We start from the raw sequence: 25,773 nt of genomic DNA on the forward strand, positions 1-25,773 counted from the left end.
TTTATATAAATTTATCCATACATTCTGCTGATTTGATATTTAGAATAAGTTCCTTTTCTTCTATCACTTAATTGAAGAAGATTTTTGATTATTTCAGGCAAAAATTCATCGTATTTAATCTCTAAAATGGTGATATCTGGGTTGGTTTCAACCATAGGTAAATCCTTGTTCAGTACATCATTATTTCGGAAACTTGTTTTAATGGAGCTATCAAAGGTGATTCGGACATTCCCATAACGATAGATAAATACTTCCCGTTCGTAATCAACCACTGTATGTGGCTTTAATTGATATAAACTCATCTGAATGAATAGTTCTTTGACCAATTCGCGATGGTCATTTTCCATCCACTTAATATCTCCAATGCGGATTTTTTCATATTCTTCTGCTGTAATTCTACATTTATCTTTATAGGTCAAATTATTACGTTTGCTTTTTTTTTCTAAATTTAAGAGGTTTGTATTATAGTCATACAATCTTACTCGAAATTTATCTCGGTTAAGAAGTCCTTCTTTTTTTTGAATAAGTGCCTTGTTTTCAATATTATCGAAGTAAACACTTCTAATTAGATACTTCCCATTATTAGTAGCATGGGGGTCAACTTCCATCACATGCTTTAATTTATTTCTTAATAAGTAACAATCTATTTGATTTAATTCATGTTTTAGTTCGGTTCGGCCATTTAAGCCGTTTAGTTTTTGTGCTTCCATTTTGATTCTCCTTTCTGTTAACTGCTTGGACACATTATCATTTATAAACCTTAATCTATCCTTAAGATTTTTAAGAAGGTATTAATTTTTTGTAAAAATACTGTAAAAGTAGATGCAGGAGAAGAAAGATGAGACTTTTTTTTCTCTATAGATGGAAAGAAAAATAAAAAACGAGATTCTAAAGGAATTGTTAAGGTTGTGCACTCATAATGAAGGCATGGTGAAAGAAAGGAGACATAGTAATGAAAAAAAGTAAAATGAAAAAGTTAGTCTTGCCTATTGCATGTACCTTGCTTTTATTTGCATGTAGTGAGGACAGCGATAACTCCCAAAATAGTAACGATAGCTCACTTAGTGAAATGGATGTGAGTGCATATATTAGTGAAAATATAAGTTTTGAGGAGGAGGATTATCTAACGAATTGGGAAGAAGAAAATCCTACTTATATTACTTTAGATGGGGACAAAATTTCTTACGATGAATCGGCTGCAATAATGACATCTGGATCAACTGTTACCATAAGGTCTGGCGGAGTATATGTTTTAAGTGGTGATTTAGCTGACGGGCAGATAGTAGTTGACGCACCGGATACAGGAGAGGTTCAATTAGTTTTAAATGGAGTAGACATTCATAATAGTGAGTCTTCAGCTATTTTTGTAAAAGAAGCAGAGGATACGATTATTACGCTTGCAGAGGAAACTGAAAATGTTGTGTCTGATGCAGAAACTTATACCGAAGATGATGGATCTGGCGAGCCCAATGCAGCAATCTTTAGCAAGGATGACTTAACAATAAATGGGACAGGTACTTTGGAAGTAGTAGGAAATTATGATAATGGAATTGGAAGTAAAGATGATTTGCGAATTATGGAAGGAACGATAAAAATAACAGCAGTAGATGATGCCATATTGGGCAGAGATTTAGTTGCAATAAAGAGTGGAACGTTTGAAATTAATGCAGGTGGAGACGGTATTAAATCAACGAATACAAATGATACAAAAGGTATTATTGCCATTGAAGATGGAATATTTAATATAAAGGCTGGAACAGATGGTATACAAGCTGAGTCTTCTCTCTATGTGGCAGATGGCAATTTCACCATTACAGCAGGTGGAGGAAGTCCAGAGACTATTGAAGTAAGAGAGGAAATGATGGGAGGACAACCTTGGGGAGATAGCGCAGCAGAAGAGACAGAAGAGGAGGATACCCCAAGTACGAAAGGTTTAAAAGCAAATAAGGAAATCGCTATTGGTGGAGGAACATTCGTAATAGATACTTTAGATGATGCTGTGCATAGTGACACGAATATTACGATTATGGATGGTGAGTTTACTATTCTTACTGGTGATGATGGGATTCATACAGAGAATGAGCTCCTAATTGCTGGTGGAACAATTCAAGTTAATAAAAGTTATGAGGGAATAGAAGGAAAAACAGTCACTATTAATGATGGAGATATATCTGTTGTAACAGCAGATGACGGAATTAATGTAAGTGATGGAAGTAGTGAAAGTGCTACTCCTGGTGGAGAAATGGGAATGGAATCTGCAGGAAATGCACTATTAACTATCAATGGAGGAAGCATTTACGTAAATGCAGATGGAGATGGATTGGATGCAAATGGATCAATAGTAGTCACAGGCGGTACGACTATTGTTAATGGTCCAACAAATGATGGAAATGGAGCCCTAGACTATGATGGAAGCCTAGAGATAAGTGAAGGAACACTAGTAGCGCTAGGAAGCTCGGGGATGGCACAAACAACATCTGATACATCTAAGCAAAACTCAATTATGATGACCTATTCGGAAACGCAAAAAGCTGGCACTATTGTTCATTTAGAGGATAGTGATGGGAATGCTATTGTAACAGTACAACCAAGCAAGGATTACCAAACGGTTGTGATTAGCTCACCGAAGATTACAGAGGATAGTACTTATGTATTGTATTCTGGTGGTAGTAGCACAGAAGTGAACAGTAATGGTTTAGCTACAGGGACCTATGAAAAAGGAACAGAACTTGTAGAATTTACTATTTCTGACATAGTAACCTACGTCGATGAATCTGGCATTACAGAGGCACCTAGTAATAATATGGGTAGACCAGGTGGCGGCAGAGGAGGAGGACAAGGTGGAAATCCACCAAGTGGTGATTTTGAAGGAAATCGAGGAGAAGCTCCTCCTTCTGGTAATGAGAATGAGAGACAGGAGAATAATTCTTCCACTAATAGTTCCCAGTAAGTAATTTTTACTGAAAATGATAGCCGGATTAAAAAAAGCTGCTTAGACATAAGGTTCCAAGCCAAAGATAAAGCCAAACAATCAAACGAAAGTTTCGTTGATTGTTTGGCTTTTTTGTTTTAAAAAGGCTTATTTAGTTGAATTTTTGTTGACTTCACAGTCTTTTTGCTACCCAATTTGCTCCCTTTCATTACTCCATATAGGATAAATATCGCTTCGCTTTTTTTGGATATAACCCTGCTGCCAGTAGCAATGACCAGGTTGTATTCCCCTCTATGCGCCCAATGGAACCATGAAGAATGATACCAAGAAACCGCTTGGTAATAGGAAGATTATTTATCTGAAATTGTTTATTTGTATGAATATTGGATAGAAAAACAGTGTTTCCCTCCATATTTATTATTTGAAAGAAGCTGTCCTCTATGTCCTTACATTTCTCAAAGATCTGGCTAACCCTTGTTAAGTCTTTTTCGTAATCCCAATTGGATTCAAAAAACTGAGGATACATCTGGAGATATAAACTATTCAACAATTCCTCGCATAACAGTAACTCATTGATGGATTCTTCATAAGGAGCTAACAGCTTTGTCCAGGTTGTATTTTCTTTGTGATCTAGCCATATGGAAAACTTTCTAAATTCGGAGATAAAGTGTTGGATGCTGTTGCTTTCTTTGGAGATTTTTATAGTGTTAGGTAGATGAATATAAAGAAGTAAATCAATAAAGGATTTTTTACATTTATTCCAAGAGGTCGGCATGTTGTCTTCTAGGTAGTCAGTTAGATAACTCGAGAACGTTCGTAAAAACTCATTTCGAAAAAAATCAGTAGGCTTTTCTTTCTTATAAGCAATTAAATCGTCGCCATAATATTCAAATAGGCCGCAGTAGCGCATATTAAATTGAGAACAGATTTCAATTTTCTTTAGTATTTCGCTTCTGCTTTGTGTGTTGGTAAGGGGAATGAGTTTAAATGTTGTTTCTGGGGATTTTGTTCTCTGGCGGTGGTTTGTGTGGAAGGAAAAGTTCTTCATGTAATACAATCAACCTTTCGTGTTTTTATTTGAAATTTCTGATAATAAGAAGGAGGGAGTTCTAAGAGGTTGTCTCTATTATACCTATATAATAGGAGTATGTCACTATTTTTCTAGTTATCTCCTTTCGTACAAATGAAGGATGCTCTACAAAATTGGTAGGGCATCCTTCGTGTAACTTTTAAATTAATATACTTTATCGCCATTAAAGATAGAATTTTTAACAATTACATAATCTACATTACGAATAGAATCTAATTTTTTACCGCCTGCATAGGAGATAGAAGACTGAAGATCTTGTTCCATTTCTGTTAATGTATCTTGTAAAGAGCCTTTATGCTCTACATACATTTTTTTACCTTCGACGTTTTTCTTTTCTCCTTTTTGAAACTCGGAAGCAGAACCGAAATACTCTTTATAGAGCTTTCCGTCTTTTTCAAATGTTTCTCCTGGAGACTCTTCGTGGCCAGCAAATAACGAACCGACCATTACCATTGTTGCTCCAAAACGAACCGATTTTGCGATATCACCATGTGTACGAATACCACCATCTGCAATAATTGGCTTGCTCGCAGCTTTTGCACACCAGCGCAATGCAGCTAACTGCCAACCACCAGTTCCAAAACCTGTTTTAATTTTTGTGATACATACTTTACCAGGTCCAATTCCTACTTTTGTAGCATCTGCACCTGCATGCTCAAGTTCTCTTACTGCTTCAGGAGTTCCAACGTTACCAGCAATAACAAAGCTATTCGGTAAATGCTTTTTGATATGTTTAATCATTGCGATAACAGCATTTGAGTGACCATGTGCAATATCAATCGTAATAAATTCGGGAACCAAATTTTCTTCTGCTAATTGTAATATAAAGTCATATTCTTCTGCTTTCACACCAACACTGATAGAGGCAATTAACTCACGAGATTGCATATCACGGATAAAAGTCTCGCGTGTTTCTGGCTGGAAACGATGCATAATATAGAAATAGCCATTTTCTGCTAAATATACAGCGATTTTTTCGTCAATAATAGTTTGCATATTTGCAGGCACTACTGGAAGCTTAAATGTATGGCCACCTAATGTTACAGTTGTATCGCATTCTGAACGGCTATCAACAATACACTTAGCCGGAATTAATTGTATATCTTCGTAATCAAACACGTTATCCATTAAAATACACTCCTAAATACGAATATTAAGGTCGCTGTTATCTAAAAATGTTCGACCATTAGGTACTTTACATTATTTTTGCCAGGATGTCAAAGATTTTTCATTTAATGAGATGTTTTTAATGAAGCGCTATCATTTTGGAGAGGGTAAAAAATATTTTGTAAATAAGGAAGATTCCTGTACTCAAGGAACTCCCTTATTTTGAAAGGAGAATGTTAGATTAACTTCTCAACAAGTCATAGCAAAGATAATTTGAAAGGATATAGAAAGTGGCTTAGTAGGAGAATTTCGCTTCAATCTTCGCTTCTATAAGTAACTGTCCTGGTTCTAGATTAGTAGCAATTCCTCCTACCTGACCAAACGACATTTTTGCAAGTGGGATAGGATTGCTAGAATCAGATAGAATTTCATGTATTTTTACCGGAATCGGATCTATCGTTACACGGAGGGTTTCAGCAATGGCCATTGCTTTTGAAAGAGAATCTTTAACCGCTTTTTGAAGTGCTTGCTCATAATATTCCGAACGATTACTTACATCAAATTGAATACTGGTAACTTGGTTTGCGCCATTTTGAACGGCTGTGTCAATAACATTTCCTGCAAGTTGAATCGTTTCTACAAGGATAGATAGCAGGTGGGTTACTTTATAGCTTTTGAAGACTTGTTTATTCTCCACATAGTCATATTGAGGGAGAATAGTATAGTCAACGGTTTGAATATTGGAGGAAGGAATACCTAAACCTAAAATGGACGAAATAACTTGTTGATGTTTGGTAGCATTTTCTTTCTGGGCAGTTGTTACATTTTTGGACTCCGTATTAATGCCAAGAATAATTTTGCAAATAGTCGGTTCAATGGACAACATGCTATTTCCAAACACTGTTAAGCTTCTTTTTAACGGAACATTTGTGTGAAAAAGGGGAGAGGAAGGGTACATTATTATTCACCTCTGTATTGTTTATTTATAAAACACCTTATTTTGTAATAATTCCATGGCAGTTGCTATTTCCTGCAATTGTTCACCTGAAAGAGTGTCTATTCTTTTTTTTAATATTTGTTCTACTTCATGAAATACGAGATTCATTACCTCTTTTCCTTCATCTGATAGCACTATATACTGCTTTCTGCGGTCTTTTTCATCTGTGAATTTATTAATTAAGTTTTTTTCCATTAAGTTTTTCAATTCTCGGCTAGTATTAGGCAATGACATTTGATGACATGAACTAATATCACTTGGAATCGCTGGCTCATTGATCGAAATATATTCAAGGATATTATACTGAATCGGAGTTAAATTAGTTGGTCTTAGATCATTCGTTAAAGCGTGCTTTAGTTGATGAACAGATGCTGTAAATGTAATGAATTTCTGAAATAATTTTCTTTCATCCAAAAGAATCACCTCATAGGTAAGATAGCATAAAAAGTTATCAATAAACAATTATCAATTGATAACAAAAAGATGAAATGGTAATATAGTTATCAAATGATAACTAAAAAGAGGGGGATTCTTATGAATTTATTGATTGTTTTTTCACATCCCAATCAGAAAAGTTTAAATGGAGCGTTTTTAAAAAGTGTTTTGAATGGCAGTATGGAAAACAGTTCTATAAAGAATATACAGCTTTTAGATTTATATGAAGAAAATTTTAATCCCATTTTATTTTTTGATGAAAAAGTAAAAAGGCGTCATATGTATAAGAACCCAGCTTTTTCAAAGCATAGAGATCAGTTATTATGGGCGGATAAAATCGTTTTTCTTTATCCTATTTGGTGGGGAAGACCACCAGCCATGTTACTAGGGTACTTTGATCAAGTATTATCTGCTCATTTTGCTTATAAAGAAACTGGAAAATATACCACAAAGGGGCTCTTAAAAGGAAAGTCAGTCATCTGTATTTCTACTATGAAGGGACCTGGAATGTACCCCTTTTTCTTTTTGCATAATAGTCATAAGGTTTTAATGAAAAAGGCAGTATTTCGCTTTGTAGGAATTAAAAAAGTGAAATTTTTTGAATTTGGAAGCATGGAAGGAACAGGGCAAGCGAAAAAAATAGAAAAGATTTATCGCTATTTTAGAGGAATGTGTGCTTGAAAGATTCTTTCCTAATCAAAGGAACCCCCTAGCCAAAGAGGGAGATTCCTTTGATATTGTTTTAGGCAAATTATGAATTCTTTCTTTTTAAAGATAGTGATTCAGGACGCTCACATGTACTTTCCATTATATAATGTTTATCGCTATCGGAGGAATCCTGGAAACCATACATCGCTTCTAAAACATGATAGGCTAATTCGCTATTTGCTCGATAGTTTCCACCTTCGAGAATTGCCTTGGCCATATCAGCAACGCCAAGCCCTCTATTGTTTTCGTTATACCCGTATGCAAGAGGCACTTCTTTAAATTCCTGTTCATCACGTTTTCTTAATTTTACAGGACCATCAAACGTATTAGGGTCAGGAACAAGTAGCGTTCCTTCGCTGCCGTAAATTTCAATAGGAGGCAATGTGCTACCGCCAAAGGCATCAAAGCTTGTTGTAATACTTCCAATTACACCTGAAGCAAAATCTATTACTCCTGAGATATGCGTAGGGATGGATACTTTCATTTTAGTACCAGCCTTTGGTACGCTGAGTATCGTTCTTTCTTGATAACTAATCCGCGCCGAACCAGAAATTCGTTTAATCGGTCCCAATAGAGCCACTAAGGCTGTTAAGTAATAGGGCCCCATATCGAACATTGGTCCGCCTCCAATATCATAATAAAAGGCAGGGTCTGGATGCCAATGTTCATGGCCACGACCGATCATGAAGGCAGATGCACCAATTGGTATTCCTATTTCCCCTTGTTCAATCAGATGGATAGCAGTTTGAATTCCAGCTCCCAAGAAAGTGTCAGGTGCACTGCCAACGAGAAGATTATGCTTCTTCGCTGTTTCTAAAATTCGCTTACCTTCCTCTCGTGTAACAGCAAGTGGTTTTTCCGTATAAACATGCTTACCTGCTTCAAGTGCTTGGATGGTGACAGAGGCATGTGCTTTTGGAATGGTTAAGTTGATGACTAGTTCAATCTCAGGATCAGAAAGCAGTTCTTCAACGGAATAAGCATTTGGAATACCGAACTTTTCAGCTTGAAGTTGAGCACGTTGGACATCTAAATCTGCACAGGCGACAAGCTCAAGGTGGGGAAACTTCGGACAGTTTTCCATATAAATAGAACTAATATTCCCGCAACCGATAATGCCAATTTTAAGTTTTCTCATAAGAAACCCTCCGGTAGATTATGTTTAGCTTTCGATAATTTTTATTTTGATGATCTCCCTTTATTGACTGTCTCCCATACCTGTATAGTTCCGTACATTTTCATAAATGGAAGCTTCATTCGATTTTTCAGTTCGTCTTTTCCCTTCAGATGCCCACAAGAATCCACGGCGCATAATGAGCGAAACTTCCGGCAGAGCAATGATATTTGCTTGATGGCCTAATGAATTATAAAATACATTTCCAAGCCCCCAACGTTTAGTCCATACTACAGGCATGTCTACCGCTTTATTCGCGGCGTGAGGACCATGAACAATCGGGAAGCGTGTAGTAGCTAATACTTCAACAGCTGGATCGTAATGAAGGTAGTATTGTTCACTAGCAACTTTAAAATCAGACATGTCTTCTAAAAGGGGGCTAGAAGAATGTTTGATGTTGACCGTATATTCCACCCCATCATTTCCAGGGTGGGCAACCCAATTGCCACCTGTCATAAATTGCCAGTCGACATTATTACGAAAAGAGTCACACATACCACCATGGCACCCAGCTAACCCAACACCTGCTGCAACTGCCTCCGAAATATTTAAAACATATTGTTGTTCAATTTGACCCATTGTCCAGTGGGGGACGATTAAATCCAAGGTTTTTAATTTTTCTTTATCTGCATAGGAGTCTAGTGAATTAGATACCTCTACTTGAAAGTTCTCTTCTTCAAGAATTCCTTTAAAAATTTCTGCTACCTGCTCAGGCTGATGACCATCCCAGCCTCCCCAAACAATCAATGCATTCTTTTTCATGGTACATGCAACTCCTTCATGATATTTTGATTAAACGTCAGATATTCGGACCCATTGTCGGTTTTCAATCGATAAGTCAACCGCTTCTAAAACTTCTTGGCACTTTACGCCATCTCGGAAGTTGGGAACAGGCTGTCGATCTTCACGGAAAGACTCCATAAGCTCCACTATCTCGTGAATAAATGTATGTTCATAGCCTATCGTATGTCCTGGAGGCCACCAGTTTTCTGCAAAAGCATGAGAAGGGTCTGTTGCTAATACGCGCCGAAATCCTTGTACATCCTCCTTATCATCTGTGAAATAAACCTGTAGCTCATTCATACGTTCAAAGTCGAAGATGACACTTCCTTTACTGCCATTGATTTCAAAGGAATTTGTACAGCGATGGCCTGCAGCAAAACGTGTGGACTCAAAGCTCCCTAAAGCACCGTTAGCAAAACGAGCCATAAATAGGGTAGCATCATCAACGGTCACTTCCCCTTTTTTATCACTATCACTCCCTTTTGCTGATAAGCCCGTCATCTGTGAAGGAATGGGTCGTTCCTTAATAAATGTTTCATTCATCCCAATAACTTCTGTTATATCGCCGATTAGATAGTGCGACAGATCGATAAGATGAGCCCCAAGGTCTCCGTGAGAACCTGAACCAGCAATTTCTTTTTGGAGTCTCCAAGCTAAAGGAAAGTTTGGGTCCACAAGCCAATCTTGTAAATACCAGGCACGGTAATGATAGATATCGCCCAACCGTCCCTCGTCAATTAGCTTTTTAGCCAGCATAACGGCCGGTGCAAAGCGATAGTTAAATCCAACCATATGTTTGATTCCAGCCGATTCAACTAAATCAAGCATTTCTCTTGAGTCTTTTAATGTAAGCGCTAACGGTTTTTCGCAAAATACATGTTTGCCAGCAGTTGCTGCGGCAATGGTTATTTCTTTATGGACATTACTAGGTGCGTTAATATCAATTAAATCAATGTCATCTCTTTCTAAGAGGCTCTTCCAGTCTGTCGTATATTCCTCCCAGCCGAATTGTTTGGCTGCAAGTGCTACACCTTTTTGATCACGCCCGCAAATAACCTTCATCACAGGATGAACGGTATTTGGGAAAAAGAGAGGGAGATCTCGGTAAGCATGACTGTGTGCTTTTCCCATAAATTTATAGCCAACCATTCCAATTCTAAGTTTTTCCATAGCGTATCTCCTTTTGTTGTCCATTTAGATTACTTTATTATCGATAAATCTATCACTTATAGGTTTGACACAACAAGTAAAAACTTATATAATCCTAGACAAAATTTATTCTTTACTGAGGATGTTTTGCGGATGATAATATATGAAGCACACCATTTTAACTTAATAGCAAACTATCATACATTAAATTTAAACTTTCCAAGCCATCTCCATCGTTGCTTCGAATTATTATTCCTCATGGAGGGGGAAATGGAAGTTATTATTAGTCAAAAAAGTTACCATTTGAGTACTGGACAATTTTTACTAATATTGCCTTATGAAATTCACTCGTTTATTACAAAATCTCAGTCACATGCAAAAATTTGTATTTTTTCCCCTGACTATGTCCCGACATTTCACAAAATGATAGAAAATGGTTCACTTGAAAATCCAATTTTTAACCTATCTTTGGAAGCGGATTCACTTGTTTCTAGAACGCTTTTCAAAGATAGCTCTAATCTACTAGAACAAAAAGCTTGTCTATATTTATTATTATCAGAGCTAATGGGGCAAACTAGCTTAATTAAAGGCGAAAAACAAGATCAAGAGTTGCTTCATAAATTGTTAACGTTTATTCAGGCACATTTTACAGAATCGATAACTTTAAAAAGTATCGCTGGTAAGTTAGGTTACAATTATAATTATCTTTCGAAGTACTTTAATCATAATGTTAATATGTCTTTTGTAGATTTTTTAAATGAGACGAGAGTAAACTATGCATGTTATCTATTAATCTATTCAGATCATAATATATCTGAAATAGCTTTTCTTTGTGGTTATGAAAGTATACGGTCCTTTAATCGTAATTTTGTGAAGATAAAACTTTGTACACCAAAGGAGTATCGAGAAAACCACCCACGGTCGTTTATGGATATGTATCCTTTCCATACATATTGACTTCTGATAGCGAGAAAAAAGGGATGGGATACAACTAAATCGATATCTATAAAGACGTAATCTTGTTATTAAATAAAGCCAAGGTGTAAATATGTATCCGTTCTTTGTGTTTTTAACGCTAATAAAAAACTCAAACAATCATCCGAAATTTTTTCTATCGCATGATTGTTCGAGTTTATCTTTGTCTTTGATACATGTTCCAATCATATTTAGACAGATCTATTCCAAAAGCGGGCTTCTGCTACTCCTGTAATAAAGCGATTAATGGAATCCTTCGTTAAATCAAATATACCTGGTGCATTCCATGTAATACGGCTTTTTTCTAGTGCTTTAGGCTCGCCAATGAAAATACCTAAAGGCTTATAATGGTTAAAAGTCATTTCAATAAATTCAATCGCCTTATTCTCTAGTTTATTGCTAGTGCCAATAAGAATTGCAGCATCAAAAAGACTGGCATCCGCTGTATCATACGTATCCGTCACTTTTAAATCTCCATCAATTGTGCGCATCGTTTTATCAACGATACTAAAATTGACGTTATTTGCTGCCAATGTTTGGACCCATTGACGTAATTGTACTTTATCTGGGTCCCCGTTTAACAGGATGGCTACACAACGGGTGTCTGGTTTTTTTATGGTATTTGCCATGCTTAAAGCAGGAGACTTTTTCGATGAATTGACCTCTAAATTTTCATCAGGTAATACTGCTCCAATATTCTTAGCTACTTCTTCAGCAATGCTGCGATCAATTCGATTTAGAAGCGCTACAGCGTTATTTTTAACTGTCTCTGATTTGCATTTTCCAAGTTCAAAGCTAAAGGCATCCTTCACATGTTGCTGCTCAAATGGCGCTAGGCTATTATAAAATAATTTGGCTTGGGAATAGAAATCAAGGAAGCTTTCACTACGCCCTCTTATTTTTATACCATCTATCTTTTCCTGATAATGCTGATAACCCCCATCTTCAACAGGTACAGGTTCTGGCTGGTTATTATTTAATGAATTATTATGGTAGCTCGTTTGTCCATGATGAATAGCCATTTGATGCATACCATCTCTTTGATTATTGTGAAAAGGACAGATAGGCTTATTTATAGGAATTTGGTGGAAGTTAGGTCCTCCAAGTCTAGATAATTGTGTATCTGTATAGGAAAATAATCGACCTTGTAGTAAGGGATCATTTGAAAAGTCAATTCCAGGAACAACATGTCCAGGATGAAATGCTACTTGCTCTGTTTCAGCAAAGAAATTATCAACATTTTGATTTAAGGTCATCTTTCCAACGATTTTGACAGGAATCATTTCTTCTGGCCATACTTTGGTTGGATCCAATATGTCAAAATCAAATGAAAATTCTTCTTCTTCCGGTATGATTTGTAATCCTAGTTCCCATTCAGGATAATCGCCTTTCTCAATGGCCTCATATAAATCTTGGCGATGGAAATCGGGATTTTTTCCTGCTGACTTTTGTGCTTCATCCCAAACCTGTGAATGAATGCCAAGCTTCGGTTTCCAATGGAACTTAACAAAGTGAGCTTTTCCTTCTTTATTAACAAGGCGGAAGGTATGCACACCAAACCCCTCCATCATCCGGAGACTTCTAGGAATAGCTCGATCACTCATTACCCACATAACCATATGAGCTGTTTCGTGATTTTGACCAACAAAATCCCAAAAGGTATCATGTGCACTAGCTCCTTGAGGAATTTCATTATGAGGCTCTGGCTTTACCGCATGGACAAAATCAGGAAATTTAATGGCATCTTGGATGAAGAATACAGGAATATTATTACCGACTAAATCATAATTACCTTCCTCTGTATAAAACTTAACAGCAAACCCGCGCACATCTCGCACCGTATCACTTGAGCCTCTAGATCCTTGGACAGTGGAAAAGCGAACGAAAACAGGTGTGGTTTTACTTGTATCATTCAGGAAATCGGCTTTCGTATATGGTTCTAGGGACTCATATAATTGAAAAACGCCATGGGCACCAACACCACGTGCATGAACAATCCGTTCAGGAATTCTTTCATGGTCAAAATGGGTCATTTTCTCCCTAAAGTGAAAGTCCTCCATTAAAGTAGGACCTCTTAAGCCAGCTTTCAATGAGAATTCATCTTCTGCCATTTTTAATCCTTGATTGGTCGTTAATCCAGCTTTTTGTTCATTATCAATGGTGTATTTCTTTAATTGCTCTAATTTCTTATTATCCATTACAATACCTCCCACACGATAATATGTATAAATGAATAGTCAGTATTGTTATGTATACCCAACTTATTTTAGTTAAAACATGCATTAAAGAGGCTAAGACGTTATATCAGTCTTAGCCATTCCTGTTAAACTACTTCAGATGTATCTTCTTGATTCACTGGCCAATCGCCGGTGAACTCTTCTACATCGTAATCGAAAAAATCATTTAAATTAGCCTCTTTGTCATCCATAAATAATTCATCCGTTACAGCTGAAACGATGCGAGGTATACCATATCTCATGCCAGATAGAGCAGAAGCAGATAATCCACAGCTGATTAAAGCCGCATAATTAAATGCGTATATCCCATGGAGCAATGCTTCCCCTTTTTCATCTCGGCTAATAAAAGAAAAGCCAAGGCTTAAATAGGGATGTGCATCGAGTGTGGGTGATGCTATTTCTTCAGGGGCATCGTATCTGTCCTTCCATCGGGTAATATGATTTTCAACTAATCGTAATTCTGGACGGAGTTTAGGATCTGTTAGAAGACCAGTACTAATAAATAAGAAGTCAAATAGATAAGTCCCTTTTGGAGTGGTTATTTCTGCTTTATCTCCTTTTTCTGAAACTTTTACCCATGGAGAGCCTAGATGAAGATGAAATCCTGACCAAGAAGTTGCTCGGTTAAAAGTATCATTCGTAGGTGGTTGATTATGCTGAAAGAAGTGGGCAATGCCAGCATACTTGTCTTCATCTGATAAAGCAGGGAAATGTTCAATCATGCCAGACACCTCCATTTGCCTAATTGGATTAATGCGTTGCATTTTTTTGCGACGGACAAATACATGTGCTTCAGATACCCCTTGGGATAGAGCGAAATTAGCATTATCAAAAGCTGATGCACCACCACCTAAAATAGCAACCTTTTTCCCTTGTAAGGAATTAAAATTAATTGGTGAAGAGGTATGAGCATATAAATAAGAAGGGAGATTATTAGAAATCATTGGTGGAACATGCCATTCTCCGCCTCCTTGGATGCCGGTTGCTAAAATTACCTTTCGGGCAAGTAAGGAAGAGGGGTTCTTGCCGTTTTTTTGAATATGAAGGCGATGTAATCCTTTTTCTAATGGTTCAATTAAAGTCAGCTTTACTTCGTTTTGAACCGGTAATTGAAGGGTTTGCCGATACCATCTTAGATAATTCATCCAATCACCACGTGGAATTTTATCAATCTTTTCCCAACCTTCTTCCCCAAACTGTGCTTCCCACCAAGAACGAAAGGTAAGGGATGGGATGCCAAGATCGATGGAAGTCAAGTGTTTAGGGGTACGTAAGGTGACCATACGGGCATAGGTTTCCCATGGTCCCTCAAGACCTTCTTTGTTTTCATCGATAACGAGAATATTAGATACACGTTCTCGTAAAAGGCCGAATGCAATTCCTAATCCTGATTGGCCTCCACCAACGATGACTACATCGAAAACATGGCCCTCTGAATGAGTTTTTGGACGAACCCAATTTTGGCCGCCATAATTAAGGTAGGATAGATCTGTTTGTATACGTTTATTTAATGCTTCTAAGCTCATCTCGCTAAATTCCTCCCCCTTGCAAATAAAAGAAATAAATGTTAACTTTCCTCACATTAATATGTCTTGCCAATATATTAACATGTTCATTTGTTTATTGTATGTATAATATATCTAAATTTTCTAAAAAAATTTAGTTAATTCGTTTAAAAGGGTTTATAATCGAAAAACAAATACTAACAGAAGCCTAAAACGTTATTCTCCATAAGATTTTTGGCTTTTGTTAGTATTCGGGCTAGTCATATCTTTTTCTCATTCCAACACTCTTTGCTTCATGTTTCCATAGTATTTGTTTAATGGTGGGAGCAATTTCTTTTGGACTTTGAATGATAATAATAATATCTGGCAAGCTTTTAGGCAGGGGGCTTTCTTTCTTTCGGTGGAAAAAATAATAGATACTATAGCCGAAGGTAAAGCCAATAATAGCAGCAAGAAGTCCACTGAAAATAGGGCCTATAATTAATTTAAAGCCAATGCTTGCGCCAATGACTGCAAATCCTGTAGCAAATGCCATTCCAATTTCAAAGGAAGAAACATGGATATCGATTGGGATTTTTTTTCTATTACTGATAGGTGGGTATTCATTCATATAAAAAACCATCATCTCTTCTGGTGGAATTCCATATTGTTCGATTTCAGAAGTTGCATGCTCGATTTCGATAGATGGCTTAAATGTACCGACTATAATCATCCTTTTGTACCTCTTAAATTAAATTTGGTACCAGCATATCGATTAGTTAAGCGCTCTTCTTGAGATTCTATAACAAGAATATTATGGTGAACGCAAGTTATATACGCATGGTAAATGGAACCGCCAAGAACAGAAGGCATAAATAATAACCAGTGTGGAGCTAACATCGTAATGGAAAAATCAAACTTCCCAAGTATAATTAATGTAAGTACCTTATGTGCATGAGAAAGTAAAATATATGTCCACCACCAAAAAATAGCGTAAAAGCCTAGAAATAATCTATGGTTATATAACTGCCCTAATCCAGGAAAGAGAAGGGAGTATAATGCACTAATGAAAGGATTTTTAATCTGTAAGTATCGTATTTCTGATGGGAATATCTTTGCATGAGATAAATTAGGAATAGATAAATAAACTAATTTATTAAATTGGTTTGCCGCACGATAACTATCTCCTATTGTTATTAGATAAATGACAATATAGCCAATCATCCAATCCAGATTGATTACAGATTTAGCCAGGTCGATTTCTCCACAAAAGGAGTACACCATTGCTTCATTAATATGTGCACCAGTATTAATGATTACTTCTAAAATTGTTAGCAATGTTCCTCGTGCATATTGATTAAGCAGATAATGTCCAAACCCGGGAAATACAGCGGACCACCAAGCGACAATACAGGGTTTGTGATACATAATATAGGTAATACCGGCCGTGCTGTATTTTGCTTTGGGAAAAGTTATTGTTTCGCTCATTTGTATACCTACTTACTAAATTTGGAATATGAATATAGGTTATGAAAAAAAGTTATTCCTATTCATCTATTGCAAAAATGGGATATGGATGGTAAAAATTTCAAAATAAAAGGGGTAATCATTCAGTTGTATTCTGTTGAATAGGCTTTCATCATATGATTTGACTAGTTTTGCAATTTATATTAGAATGTATGTATACTTAAAAATTGCATACTCCAAAGGGGAGTAGCTTACAGTTATGTCGTCAATACGCGATTCCAATCGCCGGCTTAACTGGCAACTAGATGTTGTTTGCGAGACCTTTGCCGTTCTTTGGTAAAGGGATAAATAGATCGATTTTTCAAGCCTTTACCAAATTAATGGTAGGGCTTTTTATTTTTTCTAGCAAATACTAAAGTGAGTTAGAAGAAATATAGGAGCCCAAGTATAATCCAGCATGGATAAACAATAATCAGGAGGAATAGAAAATGAAGAAAATTTTATCAGCAATTCTCACATTAGGTCTGGTTTTATCCCCGGTGAGTATCCTATTTCAAGATACAGTCACAACAGTAGAAGCTAAGTCTTATAAATCCGGAAAAAGAAGCTTTAATAACAATAATAGTAATACAAATACAAATTCTTTTTTCCAGAAGAAAAATAATATAAATGACACGACAAAATCTAATCAGTCCACTACTGCAAATAAATCTGGAGGCTTTTTCTCAGGTGGGGGGCTAATGAGAGGACTAATGGTCGGTGGGCTTGCTGGTTTACTGTTTGGAAGTCTTTTTGCCAATATGGGAGCATTTGGATCTTTATTAGGGCTTTTAATTAATATACTTGCAATTGTTGTGGTATTTAACCTAATCAAGCGTTTATTTACTTTCTATCGAAATAAAAAAAGAGAGGAAGCAAATAATTGGAGAAATTAATCATCCCAGAACAGGATATTATTAATGCGATATGTGTCTATGTGGCGCGTAAGAAACAAGTAAGGCCAGAGGAAGTAGAAGTAGAGTTAATGTATGATGATGATTATGGTTTTTCTGCCGAAGCCTATGTCCGTGATCGAAAACAAGTGCTAATCACACAAAATATGATTGAAGCACTGCGTTTATGGTTAGATGAGTATTTAAATTTAGATCCGTATATTGGATTGAAATTAGTGCTTGATGAAGAAGAAGGAATTATCGCAGTAGGAAAATAGGGAAGAGGATACCAATGTTAGAAAATTGGTATCCTCTTTTTGCTGTAAATATGTCTTGAGGAAAGCCCACTAGATAAGGAGGAAAAAGGCTTTTCTTCCATAATTCAATCGAAATTTAATTTATAATCCTCGGCCTTTATCATTTTCAATTTTTTCGAAAATAAATAAAGGAAGAACACATTTAAAAGGAACGGTATAATTAAAAAGGTAGAAATCATAATAGCGATATTTTTACTACTCCATCCACCATCTGCTAAGCGCATAAAGTTCATGGGACCAACTAAACCAGATAATCCAAAGCCGGCGCTATAAGGTGTTCCTTGGATATTGAGGAAGCCAGCTAATCCGCCTAATATAGCAGCAGTAATAATCATCGGAATAACAATCTTCGGTTTCATAAAGAAATTCCCCATCTGAATTTTCGGAGAGCCAAGCACATGTGCTAAGGCAGTTCCTAAAGAATTGGCCTTATAGCTTGCTATAGCTAATCCAATCCCTGCTGCCACAATACCGAGATTTGCTGCCCCTGATCCAATACCAGATAGGGATATAACAGTTGCGACCCCTACTGTGGAAACAGGAGAAAGAATAATTAAACAGAATGCTACTGCAATGATAATGCCCATAACGACCGGCTGTAAGTTCGTAATAGTTGCGATTGCAACGCCAATTAATCCAGTAGTAGATTTCATAAATGGCAATAATAAATATCCTGCCATTCCTGGTATTAAAATACTTAAAGTTGGTAAAAGAAGAATAGAATATGCTTTTAATCGGTCGCCAACAAATTGAACAAATAATACAGCAAGTGCAGCTGTAATACCTGTGTTTACAACCACTCCGATACCATTTAAAGTAAATAATCCTTCTGCTGTTTTTTGAACCACTCCACTACCGACCATTGCAGCAATTCCAATACTAGCTGTTTGAATAGAGGATAGTTTAAATGATATTCCAACCATTACACCAATCAACACAGGCAATAAGCTCATAATAAATGCAGTAATATCTAATACGTGTTGAAGTGGAGGGAAGAATGGAATAAAGAGCTTTAATATTTCGCCAAGTAGTGCGTTAGGGATTAAAGAAACGACGATTCCGATACTCATACCATTTAATAATTTACTGAAAAACTCTTTCACATTTGAACTCCCCATTCTCCTTGAATTTGGAGTTTATTATATGTAAAAATTTGATAAGCGTCAACGATTATTTTTAACGCTTCAACGTGAAAAAGTGAAAAAACGAAAAAAAGATTGCACTTTTTTATTCCTCTTTATAAATTGAAATAATTTTAATGATAGTTTTTAAAAAATGAAAAAATATCATCTGAAAAAAATGCAAAATGTAAAATAAAAAGGAGTTCCCTCCTTTTTATGAGGAAACTCCTTCATCATATTGCACCTATCTGGCATGTTTTTCAATGCCTGACTAACCTTAAGAAGGAAATTGATTTTCTCCTATTTTAGCTTTCCGGACATCTCGAGACTTTTTATCAAAGTTTCGGAAATATTGTTCTAGCTGCTCCAATGTTTTTCCTTTTGTCTCAGGCAAGAATTTGGTAACAAATGTTATCGCAAATATACCTAGTACTGCGAATATAAAGAATGAAGTGGATAAGCCAAATTTATCGAGAAGTATCGGGAAAACCAAACCAATGAGAAAGTTTGTTGTCCAAAGACAAAATACGGAAACACCCATTCCTAATCCGCGAAGCTTTAAAGGAAAAATCTCCGCTAGCATCAGCCATGTAACTGGTGATATTGCTCCTTGTTGGAAGGCAAGGAAGGTAACCGTCATACTTAGTACAGCATATGGAAGAATAGACATTCCGCCTAAAGTGAATGAGAAAATTCCGATTAATAGTAAACTAGTTGTTGTACCAATTAATCCTGTAATTAGCATTGGCTTTCTTCCAACACGCCCAAGCAGCCATATACCTACAAAGGTAGCTAAAACAGAAATAACTCCATTAGCGATATTTGCTATTAATGCTACTTCAGTAGTGAATCCTGTACTTTGCAATATCTGTGTACCATAGTACATAATCGAGTTTACACCTGTGATTTGTTGAACAATTGCAATCCCAATTCCTAGGAAAACAATCCTTCTTATCCAAGGCTCTGCTAAATCTTTAAAGCCAACTTGTTCAACTTTCTCTTCTGTTTCAATTGCTTTCTTGATTTGCTGTAATTCTGTTTTGGCACGCTTTTCTTTTCTAATATGCAATAGTACACGAAAAGCGTCTTTGAATCTGCCCTGTGATGCATACCATCTAGGACTCTCAGGTACTGCGAGCATGCCTATCCATAGAACAATGGCAGGAATTGTTGCAATAACGAGCATATATCTCCAAGCGTGTCCGGAGCCACCAAGTGTATTTCCGATGATAGCATTTGTTATGTAGGCGAGTAATTGCCCTGTAACAATCATTAGTTCGTTTTGTGTTACCATTTGACCACGGCGTTCGGCAGGAGACATTTCTGCCAAGAATGTAGGGACAGCTACCGATGCTCCTCCAACTGCGATACCAAGTAAGAAACGAAAAGTAACCATTATGGGGACGTTCGGTGCAAAAGTACAGCCGAGTGTTGTAATAAGAAAGATAACAGCAAGATAAAGAATAACTTTCCTTCGTCCATAGCTGTCGGCGAGTTTACCGCTGAACATGGCTCCAAATGCGGCTCCAAATAAAAGGGAACTAGTGACGAGGCCCTCTGTGACTGCATTGAGGTTAAGTTGATCTGGACGAGCCATATAGGGTAAGGCTCCATTAATTACGCCAGTATCAAAGCCAAAAAGAAGACCACCAAATGTGGAAATAATTGCAATGATTTTTAAATTATTTTTTTGATTTGATTTTTTGTTCCTACTGTCAGGGTTTAATTGATCACTCATTTTATTTACTTTCTCCTCCTCTTATAATAATGATTTTCTCTAGTCATTATTATATTTGTGTTTGAAATGTAAATCGATTTTCATCTCCTTCTACTTGTATTGTTCTATCCCTTATAGGTGATAAGATGTTTATTCATAAGATATTTGTCAATATTTTTCTCGGATAATAAAAAGAATAGAATATCTTTATTATACACCTTTGTCAGAATATTTCAAATTATGTTCACTACTTGATTAAGTAAGGGATAGAGGTACCAATACATTACCCAAAAAAATTTTTTAAAAAACATGATAGAAGAGCGGGAGAAAAATTTTTTAGTGTTTATTATTCTGCTATTCTTGTTTGGTCATACAAGGATCGATTTGTAAGAAAGATGTTCGTAGTTAAAAAGTGAGAACTCCGTTAGAGTATATAGTAGGAAAAACCGATAGATTTGAAGATAACTTTGTTAAGAATTTTTCATGTCTTCTCTCTTAGAGGATATAAAAAGGGGCTGGGACAAATCTAAATAACTAATCTTTAAAGACGAACAATCTCTAATTTAGCTCTTAAATAAAGCTACTTTTTCAAGATGGTTATCTATGTTTTAAATATAGTCAAGAGTAAAAATTAAGTCGTTCCATTGCGCTACAGACGGTCGCTTTCCGCGGGGAGGAAGCTGAGCCTCCTCGCTGCGCTGCGGGGTCTCAGCCTTTCCTCTATTTCCCGCAGGAGTCGACCGTCCTCCGCTCCATTTCACTTCATTTTTAAACCTTTTCCCAAAATATAAATACGAACAATTATGCAAACTTACCGCATAATCCTTCGTATTTATTGTTAGCTGAAATGTTTATGTCCCAGCCTCTTTTTAATAATCATTTATTTACCTAACATAGCATCGACTTTATCTTGATTATTATCAATCCATTCCTGTGCAACTTCTTCTTCATCAGCACCATCCTCGATTTTAACAATCATTGCTTCGATATCTTCAACAGGCATGCTCCAGTTGCTTAGGAATTCATAAACCTCAGGAGATTTTTCTTTTAGACCATTATTTACGACTACGTGAACTTCTGATGTCTTAAAGAAACCTTTTGAATCTTCCAATACTTTTAAGTCATAATCAACAAACATTGGATGTGGACGCCATCCTAGGAATAGAACAGGATCGCCACTTTTAATAAACTTAGATGCTTGTGCTAGCATTCCACCTTCACTAGAAGCAACATATTCTAAATCTAATCCATATTCTTCGATCATCTCTCTAGAAGTTACAGTCATCCCTGCACCTTCCTCAATTCCATAAACTTTTCCACCGAAAAGATCTTCATTTCCTTTTAAATCTTCAATGCTGTCAATTCCTTCAACATTAGCTGGAATAACCCATCCAAGTTCTCCTTCAGTATAACTCACTGCTAAATCTTCTAGGTTATCTTTGTATTTTTCCATATAATTTGCATGCATATCAGGTAACCAGGCATCCATAAATACATCTAAATCACCACGTGAAAGTCCAGTATAGACCCCACCTGCATCTGCATTTTTCTCATCTACAGTATAGCCCATATCTTCTAATAAAAGTTTAGCAACTTTTGTAGGAGGAATGGTACTTGTCCAAGGGGTCACCCCAAATGTAATTGTTTCGCTATTGTTAGCATCATCTTCACCAGAATTTTGTGACTGAGAAGAACAGCCAATTAAAAGAGTAAATAGTAATAAAAGCAAAAAGCTAAGTTTCAATTTTTTCATAAATCATTACTTCCTTTCGTCTTTTCAATTTTTTAATTGGTTTGCATATGTCTTTTAAGCTTTCTTACCTAAACCTTGTGTGATTCGATCAAGTATGATGGCAAGGACAACAATCCCTAATCCTCCAGTAAGACCTAATCCAACATTTACACTGGAGATACCGGATAATACAATACTACCTAATCCAGGTGAACCAATCATCGAAGCGATAACGGCCATTGATAGTGCTAGCATAATGGTCTGATTTATACCTGCCATTATAGTTGGAATGGCATTAGGTAGCTGAACTTTGACAAGTAACTGCCAAGATGTAGAACCGAAAGCTTTAGCAGCTTCTACAATATCGGCTGGAACTTGTTTAATTGCTAAGCTCGTCATGCGTACTGCTGGTGGAGTAGCAAAAACGAATGTAGAGATAACTGCCGGAACTTCTCCTAAACCAAAGAGTAGAATGGCAGGGATTAAATAAACAAAGCTTGGTAATGTCTGCATAAAATCGAGAATTGGTCGAACTATATGATCCAATGTTCGATTTTTTGCAGTCAAAATTCCTAATGGAATACCAACAACGATAGAGAAAAAAGTTGCAACAATAACAATAGATAGTGTTTGCATAGCACCTGTCCAAAGATCAACGGATCCTAAATAAAGCGCCCCAATAATAGTGAAAATAGCCATTCCCTTTCCGGCAAAGCGCCAAGCTAAAAGAGCTAAAATGATTGCTATTACTTCAGCAGGAATGAAAGTGAATAAATTGGTGACAGCATTTATAAATATGCTTAACACTCCGCTAAAGGAGTTAAAAAAGTCACCTAAAACTGGCAGTAGCCAATTGTCTACAAATTGATTTGTCCAATCTTCTAGTGGAAAGAAGAAGTAGTTCATAGTATAGCCTCCTTTTGTTCTTTTCCGAGAATCAGTCCAGACAATATAGAGACTCGTACAATAATTCCTAGCAATCTATTATTTTCTGTGACAGCAATGGGGAATCTTGATTCTGCTGCGATTCCAATTAAATCATTTAATGGTGTGTCAAATGTGGTGGAATGGAAGTCATGTTCTAAAACATCCTCTACCCATTTATTTTCTTTATACGCATTAATAGCGGCATCAATGGTCAGGATACCTTTTAATTGTTTATCTTTATCTACTACAAAAATACTTGATAGGCCAGCTTCTTCCATTTTTCGGACTGCTACCCTTGGACCGTCCTTCCAAGTGGTAATAAGATCTGGCTGCTTCATGATTTGACCAGCAACTAACACTTTGGAACGATCGACATCTTCTACAAAGTTAGATACATAGTCATTCGCCGGATTTTCTAAGATTTCTTCTGCTGTTCCTAATTGTACAATGGAACCATTTTTCATGATTGCAATTCGATCACCGAGCTTGAGTGCCTCATCTAGGTCATGGGTGATAAAAATAATCGTTTTACCTAGCTTATTCTGCAATCGAAGGAGTTCATCTTGCATTTCCTTACGAATAAGTGGATCCAACGCACTAAATGCTTCATCCATTAGAAGGATATCGCTATCATTTGCTAAGGCTCTCGCAAGACCTACACGTTGCTGCATACCGCCACTCAGCTGATTAGGGTAACTTGCTTCATAGCCTTTTAGACCAACATCATGGATGGCTTTAATGGCTTTTTTTGCACGATCATCCTTAGGATGGCCTTGAATTTCTAATCCGTATTCCACATTTTCCTGTACAGTTCGATTAGGAAATAATGCAAAATTCTGAAAAACCATGCTAAGCTTTTTGCGGCGAATAGCTATTAGTTCTTTTTTATTCATAGTCGTAATATTTTCCCCATCTATCAATACTTCACCAGAAGTTGGCTCAATGAGTCGATTAATTAGACGAATGAGTGTAGATTTACCGCTTCCGGATAAACCCATGATGACAAAAAACTCCCCTTGTTTTACATAAAAAGAAGCATTATCCACTCCAATTGTCATCCCAGTTTCTTTTAGGATTTTCGTTTTTTCTTCGCCTGCTTGGAGTCTTTTTAGCCCTTCTTTCGGGTTACCTCCAAATATTTTTGTGAGATTCTTAACTTCGATTTTATGCATTAATCACTTCTCCTTAAAAGGTTTATCTTGGAGATTTTCCGAATATGGATAAATAATTAGAAATTGAAAATTTGATTATTTATAGAGGAATAGTAGGAATTAAGCGAGTATTATGGCAATACTTATAGTGGAACTTTGGGTTATAAATTGTTGTATATAGTATTACTTGCTCCGTGTTACTCCCAGTATGGTAATGGGACTTATCCATATCCTTCTCCTGTAGAGTTACCCTTATTATATAAAATAAATATTATATAGCGCAAACGTTAAAATAAAGCATATACAGTTTATATCGTTCATAAAGTTTTTTCTGATTAAATTAAATAGGCTGAATGCTTAAAAATACTGCCTAATTCACTAAATAACTCTTGATTCTGTCCTTTAACAGGATAGAAAGGAATGTACGTTCTTATGTTTTGGTAAAAAATAGCTTTTATATAGGAAGTTATTCCATTTCACAAACTATTCAATAAAAGTTTTATAGTATGAGTAAAATGTTTGTGGGAGAATAAATATCCTTTTTGTCTAGTTGGGGGACGAGTCCCCCAACTAGACAAAAAGGCCACCAAGCGAGAGCGCGGTAGCTGGAAAAAATTAAGCATTAAAAAAGAGAGCTTCCTTTTGTAAAGTAGAATTTGACTAGAAAACTACGAAAAGGAGAGGCTCTCATGAATCAATGTAACACAAAAATGCCATCATTAAAAGAATTGGAAAAAACTTTATTTCGAACACTACAAATGACGTTTCAAGAAATTCTTGTTCAAACATTAGAAAATTGGGATCAAGAGATTGCTCAGCAACGAGACAAAAGAAGATTTGCTTTACGAGATAAGCGAGAAATACGAGTAGATACAGCGTTTGGAGCTGTGGAGCTGAAGCGTAATTATTATTTCGATCGTGTGACCAAAAAATATATTTGTCTATTAGATCACTATTTACAGTTTCAGGGGAATAAGGGATTTAGTCCACTACTAGAAGAATGGGGGTTAGAACTAGCGACGAATGGCTCCTCCTATCGAAAGGCGGTGGAAACGTTCGAACAATTTTTAGGCTATTCGGCGATGAGCCATGAAGCATTACGGCAACATCTTCTTCAAACAAACGTACTTCCCGCTAAGGAAAAACGCCCTTTTCAAAAGGTATTGTTCGTCGAAGTAGATGGATTATATGTGAAGAGCCAAGAAAAGAAAAAGCGTGGATGGGAGTTGAAATTCGCCGCTGTGCACGAGGGATGGAAAGAAAACGGAAAGCGAGTCAGACTCCGAAATAAAAGGCATTTTCTCTATGAAGGAAAAGAACCCTTTTGGGAAGCCTTTG

At 36.4% G+C, this 25,773-nt stretch carries 23 protein-coding genes; 6 read left to right on the forward strand and 17 right to left on the reverse strand.

What is annotated here, in order from left to right:
- Positions 1 to 11: 11 nt before the first annotated feature.
- Entirely contained in the window at positions 12 to 710 is a 699-nt protein-coding gene (locus tag ACTNDN_RS04140; protein ID WP_031539164.1) for a polyphosphate polymerase domain-containing protein, read from the reverse strand.
- 242 nt (positions 711 to 952) lie between these two features.
- Between ACTNDN_RS04140 and ACTNDN_RS04145 the strand changes: the two genes are divergently transcribed.
- Positions 953 to 2,950, forward strand: coding sequence for a carbohydrate-binding domain-containing protein (locus ACTNDN_RS04145; RefSeq protein WP_441130803.1), 1,998 nt, complete (start codon positions 953 to 955; stop codon positions 2,948 to 2,950).
- 190 nt (positions 2,951 to 3,140) lie between these two features.
- On the opposite strand, the gene ACTNDN_RS04150 is transcribed toward ACTNDN_RS04145, so the two are convergent.
- The 4 genes from ACTNDN_RS04150 to ACTNDN_RS04165 form a co-directional block, all read right to left on the reverse strand.
- Entirely contained in the window at positions 3,141 to 3,980 is an 840-nt protein-coding gene (locus ACTNDN_RS04150) for a hypothetical protein (RefSeq protein WP_048717737.1), read from the reverse strand.
- Between the two features lie 186 nt (positions 3,981 to 4,166).
- Positions 4,167 to 5,150, reverse strand: a complete 984-nt coding sequence (guaC, locus tag ACTNDN_RS04155; RefSeq protein ID WP_048717738.1) for a GMP reductase — start codon at positions 5,148 to 5,150, stop codon at positions 4,167 to 4,169.
- A gap of 274 nt (positions 5,151 to 5,424) precedes the next feature.
- A complete protein-coding gene (locus ACTNDN_RS04160) occupies positions 5,425 to 6,087 on the reverse strand; it encodes an SIMPL domain-containing protein (RefSeq protein ID WP_048717739.1) in 663 nt (220 codons plus the stop codon).
- Between the two features lie 21 nt (positions 6,088 to 6,108).
- Positions 6,109 to 6,549 (reverse strand): MarR family winged helix-turn-helix transcriptional regulator, encoded by a 441-nt coding sequence (locus ACTNDN_RS04165; protein WP_441130811.1) that lies wholly within the window; start codon positions 6,547 to 6,549, stop codon positions 6,109 to 6,111.
- Between the two features lie 111 nt (positions 6,550 to 6,660).
- On the opposite strand from ACTNDN_RS04165, the gene ACTNDN_RS04170 reads away from it, so the two are divergent.
- Complete coding sequence (locus ACTNDN_RS04170) at positions 6,661 to 7,242, forward strand: NAD(P)H-dependent oxidoreductase (RefSeq protein ID WP_441130804.1); 582 nt, start codon at positions 6,661 to 6,663, stop codon at positions 7,240 to 7,242.
- 70 nt (positions 7,243 to 7,312) lie between these two features.
- Here the strand turns inward: ACTNDN_RS04170 and ACTNDN_RS04175 are convergent, their stop codons facing one another.
- The 3 genes from ACTNDN_RS04175 to ACTNDN_RS04185 are packed head-to-tail and all read right to left on the reverse strand — an operon-like array spanning position 7,313 to position 10,396.
- Positions 7,313 to 8,407, reverse strand: coding sequence for a Gfo/Idh/MocA family protein (locus ACTNDN_RS04175; protein WP_441130805.1), 1,095 nt, complete (start codon positions 8,405 to 8,407; stop codon positions 7,313 to 7,315).
- Positions 8,408 to 8,467: 60 nt separating this feature from the next.
- Positions 8,468 to 9,205: a ThuA domain-containing protein gene (locus ACTNDN_RS04180; protein WP_441130806.1), complete on the reverse strand. Its 738-nt coding sequence runs from the start codon at positions 9,203 to 9,205 to the stop codon at positions 8,468 to 8,470.
- Between the two features lie 30 nt (positions 9,206 to 9,235).
- Positions 9,236 to 10,396, reverse strand: a complete 1,161-nt coding sequence (locus ACTNDN_RS04185; protein WP_235252448.1) for a Gfo/Idh/MocA family protein — start codon at positions 10,394 to 10,396, stop codon at positions 9,236 to 9,238.
- Positions 10,397 to 10,528: 132 nt separating this feature from the next.
- Between ACTNDN_RS04185 and ACTNDN_RS04190 the strand changes: the two genes are divergently transcribed.
- Complete coding sequence (locus tag ACTNDN_RS04190) at positions 10,529 to 11,332, forward strand: helix-turn-helix domain-containing protein (protein WP_441130807.1); 804 nt, start codon at positions 10,529 to 10,531, stop codon at positions 11,330 to 11,332.
- Positions 11,333 to 11,541: 209 nt separating this feature from the next.
- Here the strand turns inward: ACTNDN_RS04190 and ACTNDN_RS04195 are convergent, their stop codons facing one another.
- The 4 genes from ACTNDN_RS04195 to ACTNDN_RS04210 all read right to left on the reverse strand — a co-directional run bounded on the left by ACTNDN_RS04195 (position 11,542) and on the right by ACTNDN_RS04210 (position 16,559).
- Positions 11,542 to 13,548, reverse strand: a complete 2,007-nt coding sequence (locus ACTNDN_RS04195) for a catalase (RefSeq protein WP_109768055.1) — start codon at positions 13,546 to 13,548, stop codon at positions 11,542 to 11,544.
- A gap of 125 nt (positions 13,549 to 13,673) precedes the next feature.
- On the reverse strand, positions 13,674 to 15,113 hold the full coding sequence (locus ACTNDN_RS04200) for an NAD(P)-binding domain-containing protein (RefSeq protein WP_251628922.1): 1,440 nt from the start codon (positions 15,111 to 15,113) through the stop codon (positions 13,674 to 13,676).
- 235 nt (positions 15,114 to 15,348) lie between these two features.
- Complete coding sequence (locus ACTNDN_RS04205) at positions 15,349 to 15,804, reverse strand: hypothetical protein (RefSeq protein WP_109768053.1); 456 nt, start codon at positions 15,802 to 15,804, stop codon at positions 15,349 to 15,351.
- The gene (locus ACTNDN_RS04210; RefSeq protein WP_109768052.1) at positions 15,801 to 16,559 is read right to left on the reverse strand and encodes a hypothetical protein; all 759 of its coding nucleotides are present in this window, start codon (positions 16,557 to 16,559) and stop codon (positions 15,801 to 15,803) included. The genes ACTNDN_RS04205 and ACTNDN_RS04210 overlap by 4 nt, the downstream gene beginning before the upstream one ends.
- Before the next feature lie 467 nt (positions 16,560 to 17,026).
- Here ACTNDN_RS04210 and ACTNDN_RS04215 point away from each other — a divergent pair, with 467 nt between their 5' ends.
- Positions 17,027 to 17,473 (forward strand): hypothetical protein, encoded by a 447-nt coding sequence (locus ACTNDN_RS04215; protein ID WP_109768051.1) that lies wholly within the window; start codon positions 17,027 to 17,029, stop codon positions 17,471 to 17,473.
- Entirely contained in the window at positions 17,461 to 17,748 is a 288-nt protein-coding gene (locus ACTNDN_RS04220; protein WP_031539187.1) for a YxcD family protein, read from the forward strand. The genes ACTNDN_RS04215 and ACTNDN_RS04220 overlap by 13 nt, the downstream gene beginning before the upstream one ends.
- Positions 17,749 to 17,852: 104 nt before the next feature.
- Here the strand turns inward: ACTNDN_RS04220 and ACTNDN_RS04225 are convergent, their stop codons facing one another.
- The 5 genes from ACTNDN_RS04225 to ACTNDN_RS04245 form a co-directional block, all read right to left on the reverse strand.
- Positions 17,853 to 18,890: a PTS transporter subunit IIC gene (locus ACTNDN_RS04225; RefSeq protein WP_048719262.1), complete on the reverse strand. Its 1,038-nt coding sequence runs from the start codon at positions 18,888 to 18,890 to the stop codon at positions 17,853 to 17,855.
- Between the two features lie 295 nt (positions 18,891 to 19,185).
- Complete coding sequence (locus ACTNDN_RS04230; RefSeq protein WP_048719254.1) at positions 19,186 to 20,646, reverse strand: sugar porter family MFS transporter; 1,461 nt, start codon at positions 20,644 to 20,646, stop codon at positions 19,186 to 19,188.
- A gap of 859 nt (positions 20,647 to 21,505) precedes the next feature.
- The gene (locus ACTNDN_RS04235) at positions 21,506 to 22,378 is read right to left on the reverse strand and encodes a glycine betaine ABC transporter substrate-binding protein (protein ID WP_251628984.1); all 873 of its coding nucleotides are present in this window, start codon (positions 22,376 to 22,378) and stop codon (positions 21,506 to 21,508) included.
- Between the two features lie 54 nt (positions 22,379 to 22,432).
- Positions 22,433 to 23,263 carry an ABC transporter permease gene (locus tag ACTNDN_RS04240; RefSeq protein WP_031540193.1) on the reverse strand — a complete coding sequence of 277 codons (831 nt, stop codon included), beginning with the start codon at positions 23,261 to 23,263 and terminating at the stop codon, positions 22,433 to 22,435.
- Entirely contained in the window at positions 23,260 to 24,456 is a 1,197-nt protein-coding gene (locus ACTNDN_RS04245; protein WP_251628986.1) for a quaternary amine ABC transporter ATP-binding protein, read from the reverse strand. Before ACTNDN_RS04245 ends, ACTNDN_RS04240 begins: the two co-directional genes overlap by 4 nt.
- Before the next feature lie 668 nt (positions 24,457 to 25,124).
- On the opposite strand from ACTNDN_RS04245, the gene ACTNDN_RS04250 reads away from it, so the two are divergent.
- Positions 25,125 to 25,773 (forward strand): UPF0236 family transposase-like protein (locus ACTNDN_RS04250; protein WP_441130808.1); only part of this gene is annotated, 649 nt, incomplete at its 3' end.

This window comes from Niallia sp. HCP3S3_B10, assembly GCF_052064465.1.
Classification (GTDB): Bacteria; Bacillota; Bacilli; order Bacillales; family Cytobacillaceae; genus Niallia; species Niallia hominis.

Coding starts and splice junctions, on each gene's coding strand:
- ACTNDN_RS04150 (WP_048717737.1), bottom strand. CDS start 3,980: ATGAAGAACTTTTCCTTCCACACAAACCACCGCCAGAGAACAAAATCC.
- ACTNDN_RS04170 (WP_441130804.1), top strand. CDS start 6,661: ATGAATTTATTGATTGTTTTTTCACATCCCAATCAGAAAAGTTTAAAT.
- ACTNDN_RS04235 (WP_251628984.1), bottom strand. CDS start 22,378: ATGAAAAAATTGAAACTTAGCTTTTTGCTTTTATTACTATTTACTCTT.
- ACTNDN_RS04160 (WP_048717739.1), bottom strand. CDS start 6,087: ATGTACCCTTCCTCTCCCCTTTTTCACACAAATGTTCCGTTAAAAAGA.
- ACTNDN_RS04175 (WP_441130805.1), bottom strand. CDS start 8,407: ATGAGAAAACTTAAAATTGGCATTATCGGTTGCGGGAATATTAGTTCT.
- ACTNDN_RS04215 (WP_109768051.1), top strand. CDS start 17,027: ATGAAGAAAATTTTATCAGCAATTCTCACATTAGGTCTGGTTTTATCC.
- ACTNDN_RS04200 (WP_251628922.1), bottom strand. CDS start 15,113: ATGAGCTTAGAAGCATTAAATAAACGTATACAAACAGATCTATCCTAC.
- ACTNDN_RS04180 (WP_441130806.1), bottom strand. CDS start 9,205: ATGAAAAAGAATGCATTGATTGTTTGGGGAGGCTGGGATGGTCATCAG.
- ACTNDN_RS04205 (WP_109768053.1), bottom strand. CDS start 15,804: ATGATTATAGTCGGTACATTTAAGCCATCTATCGAAATCGAGCATGCA.
- ACTNDN_RS04245 (WP_251628986.1), bottom strand. CDS start 24,456: ATGCATAAAATCGAAGTTAAGAATCTCACAAAAATATTTGGAGGTAAC.
- guaC (WP_048717738.1), bottom strand. CDS start 5,150: ATGGATAACGTGTTTGATTACGAAGATATACAATTAATTCCGGCTAAG.
- ACTNDN_RS04240 (WP_031540193.1), bottom strand. CDS start 23,263: ATGAACTACTTCTTCTTTCCACTAGAAGATTGGACAAATCAATTTGTA.
- ACTNDN_RS04190 (WP_441130807.1), top strand. CDS start 10,529: ATGATAATATATGAAGCACACCATTTTAACTTAATAGCAAACTATCAT.
- ACTNDN_RS04195 (WP_109768055.1), bottom strand. CDS start 13,548: ATGGATAATAAGAAATTAGAGCAATTAAAGAAATACACCATTGATAAT.
- ACTNDN_RS04185 (WP_235252448.1), bottom strand. CDS start 10,396: ATGGAAAAACTTAGAATTGGAATGGTTGGCTATAAATTTATGGGAAAA.
- ACTNDN_RS04210 (WP_109768052.1), bottom strand. CDS start 16,559: ATGAGCGAAACAATAACTTTTCCCAAAGCAAAATACAGCACGGCCGGT.
- ACTNDN_RS04230 (WP_048719254.1), bottom strand. CDS start 20,646: ATGAGTGATCAATTAAACCCTGACAGTAGGAACAAAAAATCAAATCAA.
- ACTNDN_RS04145 (WP_441130803.1), top strand. CDS start 953: ATGAAAAAAAGTAAAATGAAAAAGTTAGTCTTGCCTATTGCATGTACC.
- ACTNDN_RS04140 (WP_031539164.1), bottom strand. CDS start 710: ATGGAAGCACAAAAACTAAACGGCTTAAATGGCCGAACCGAACTAAAA.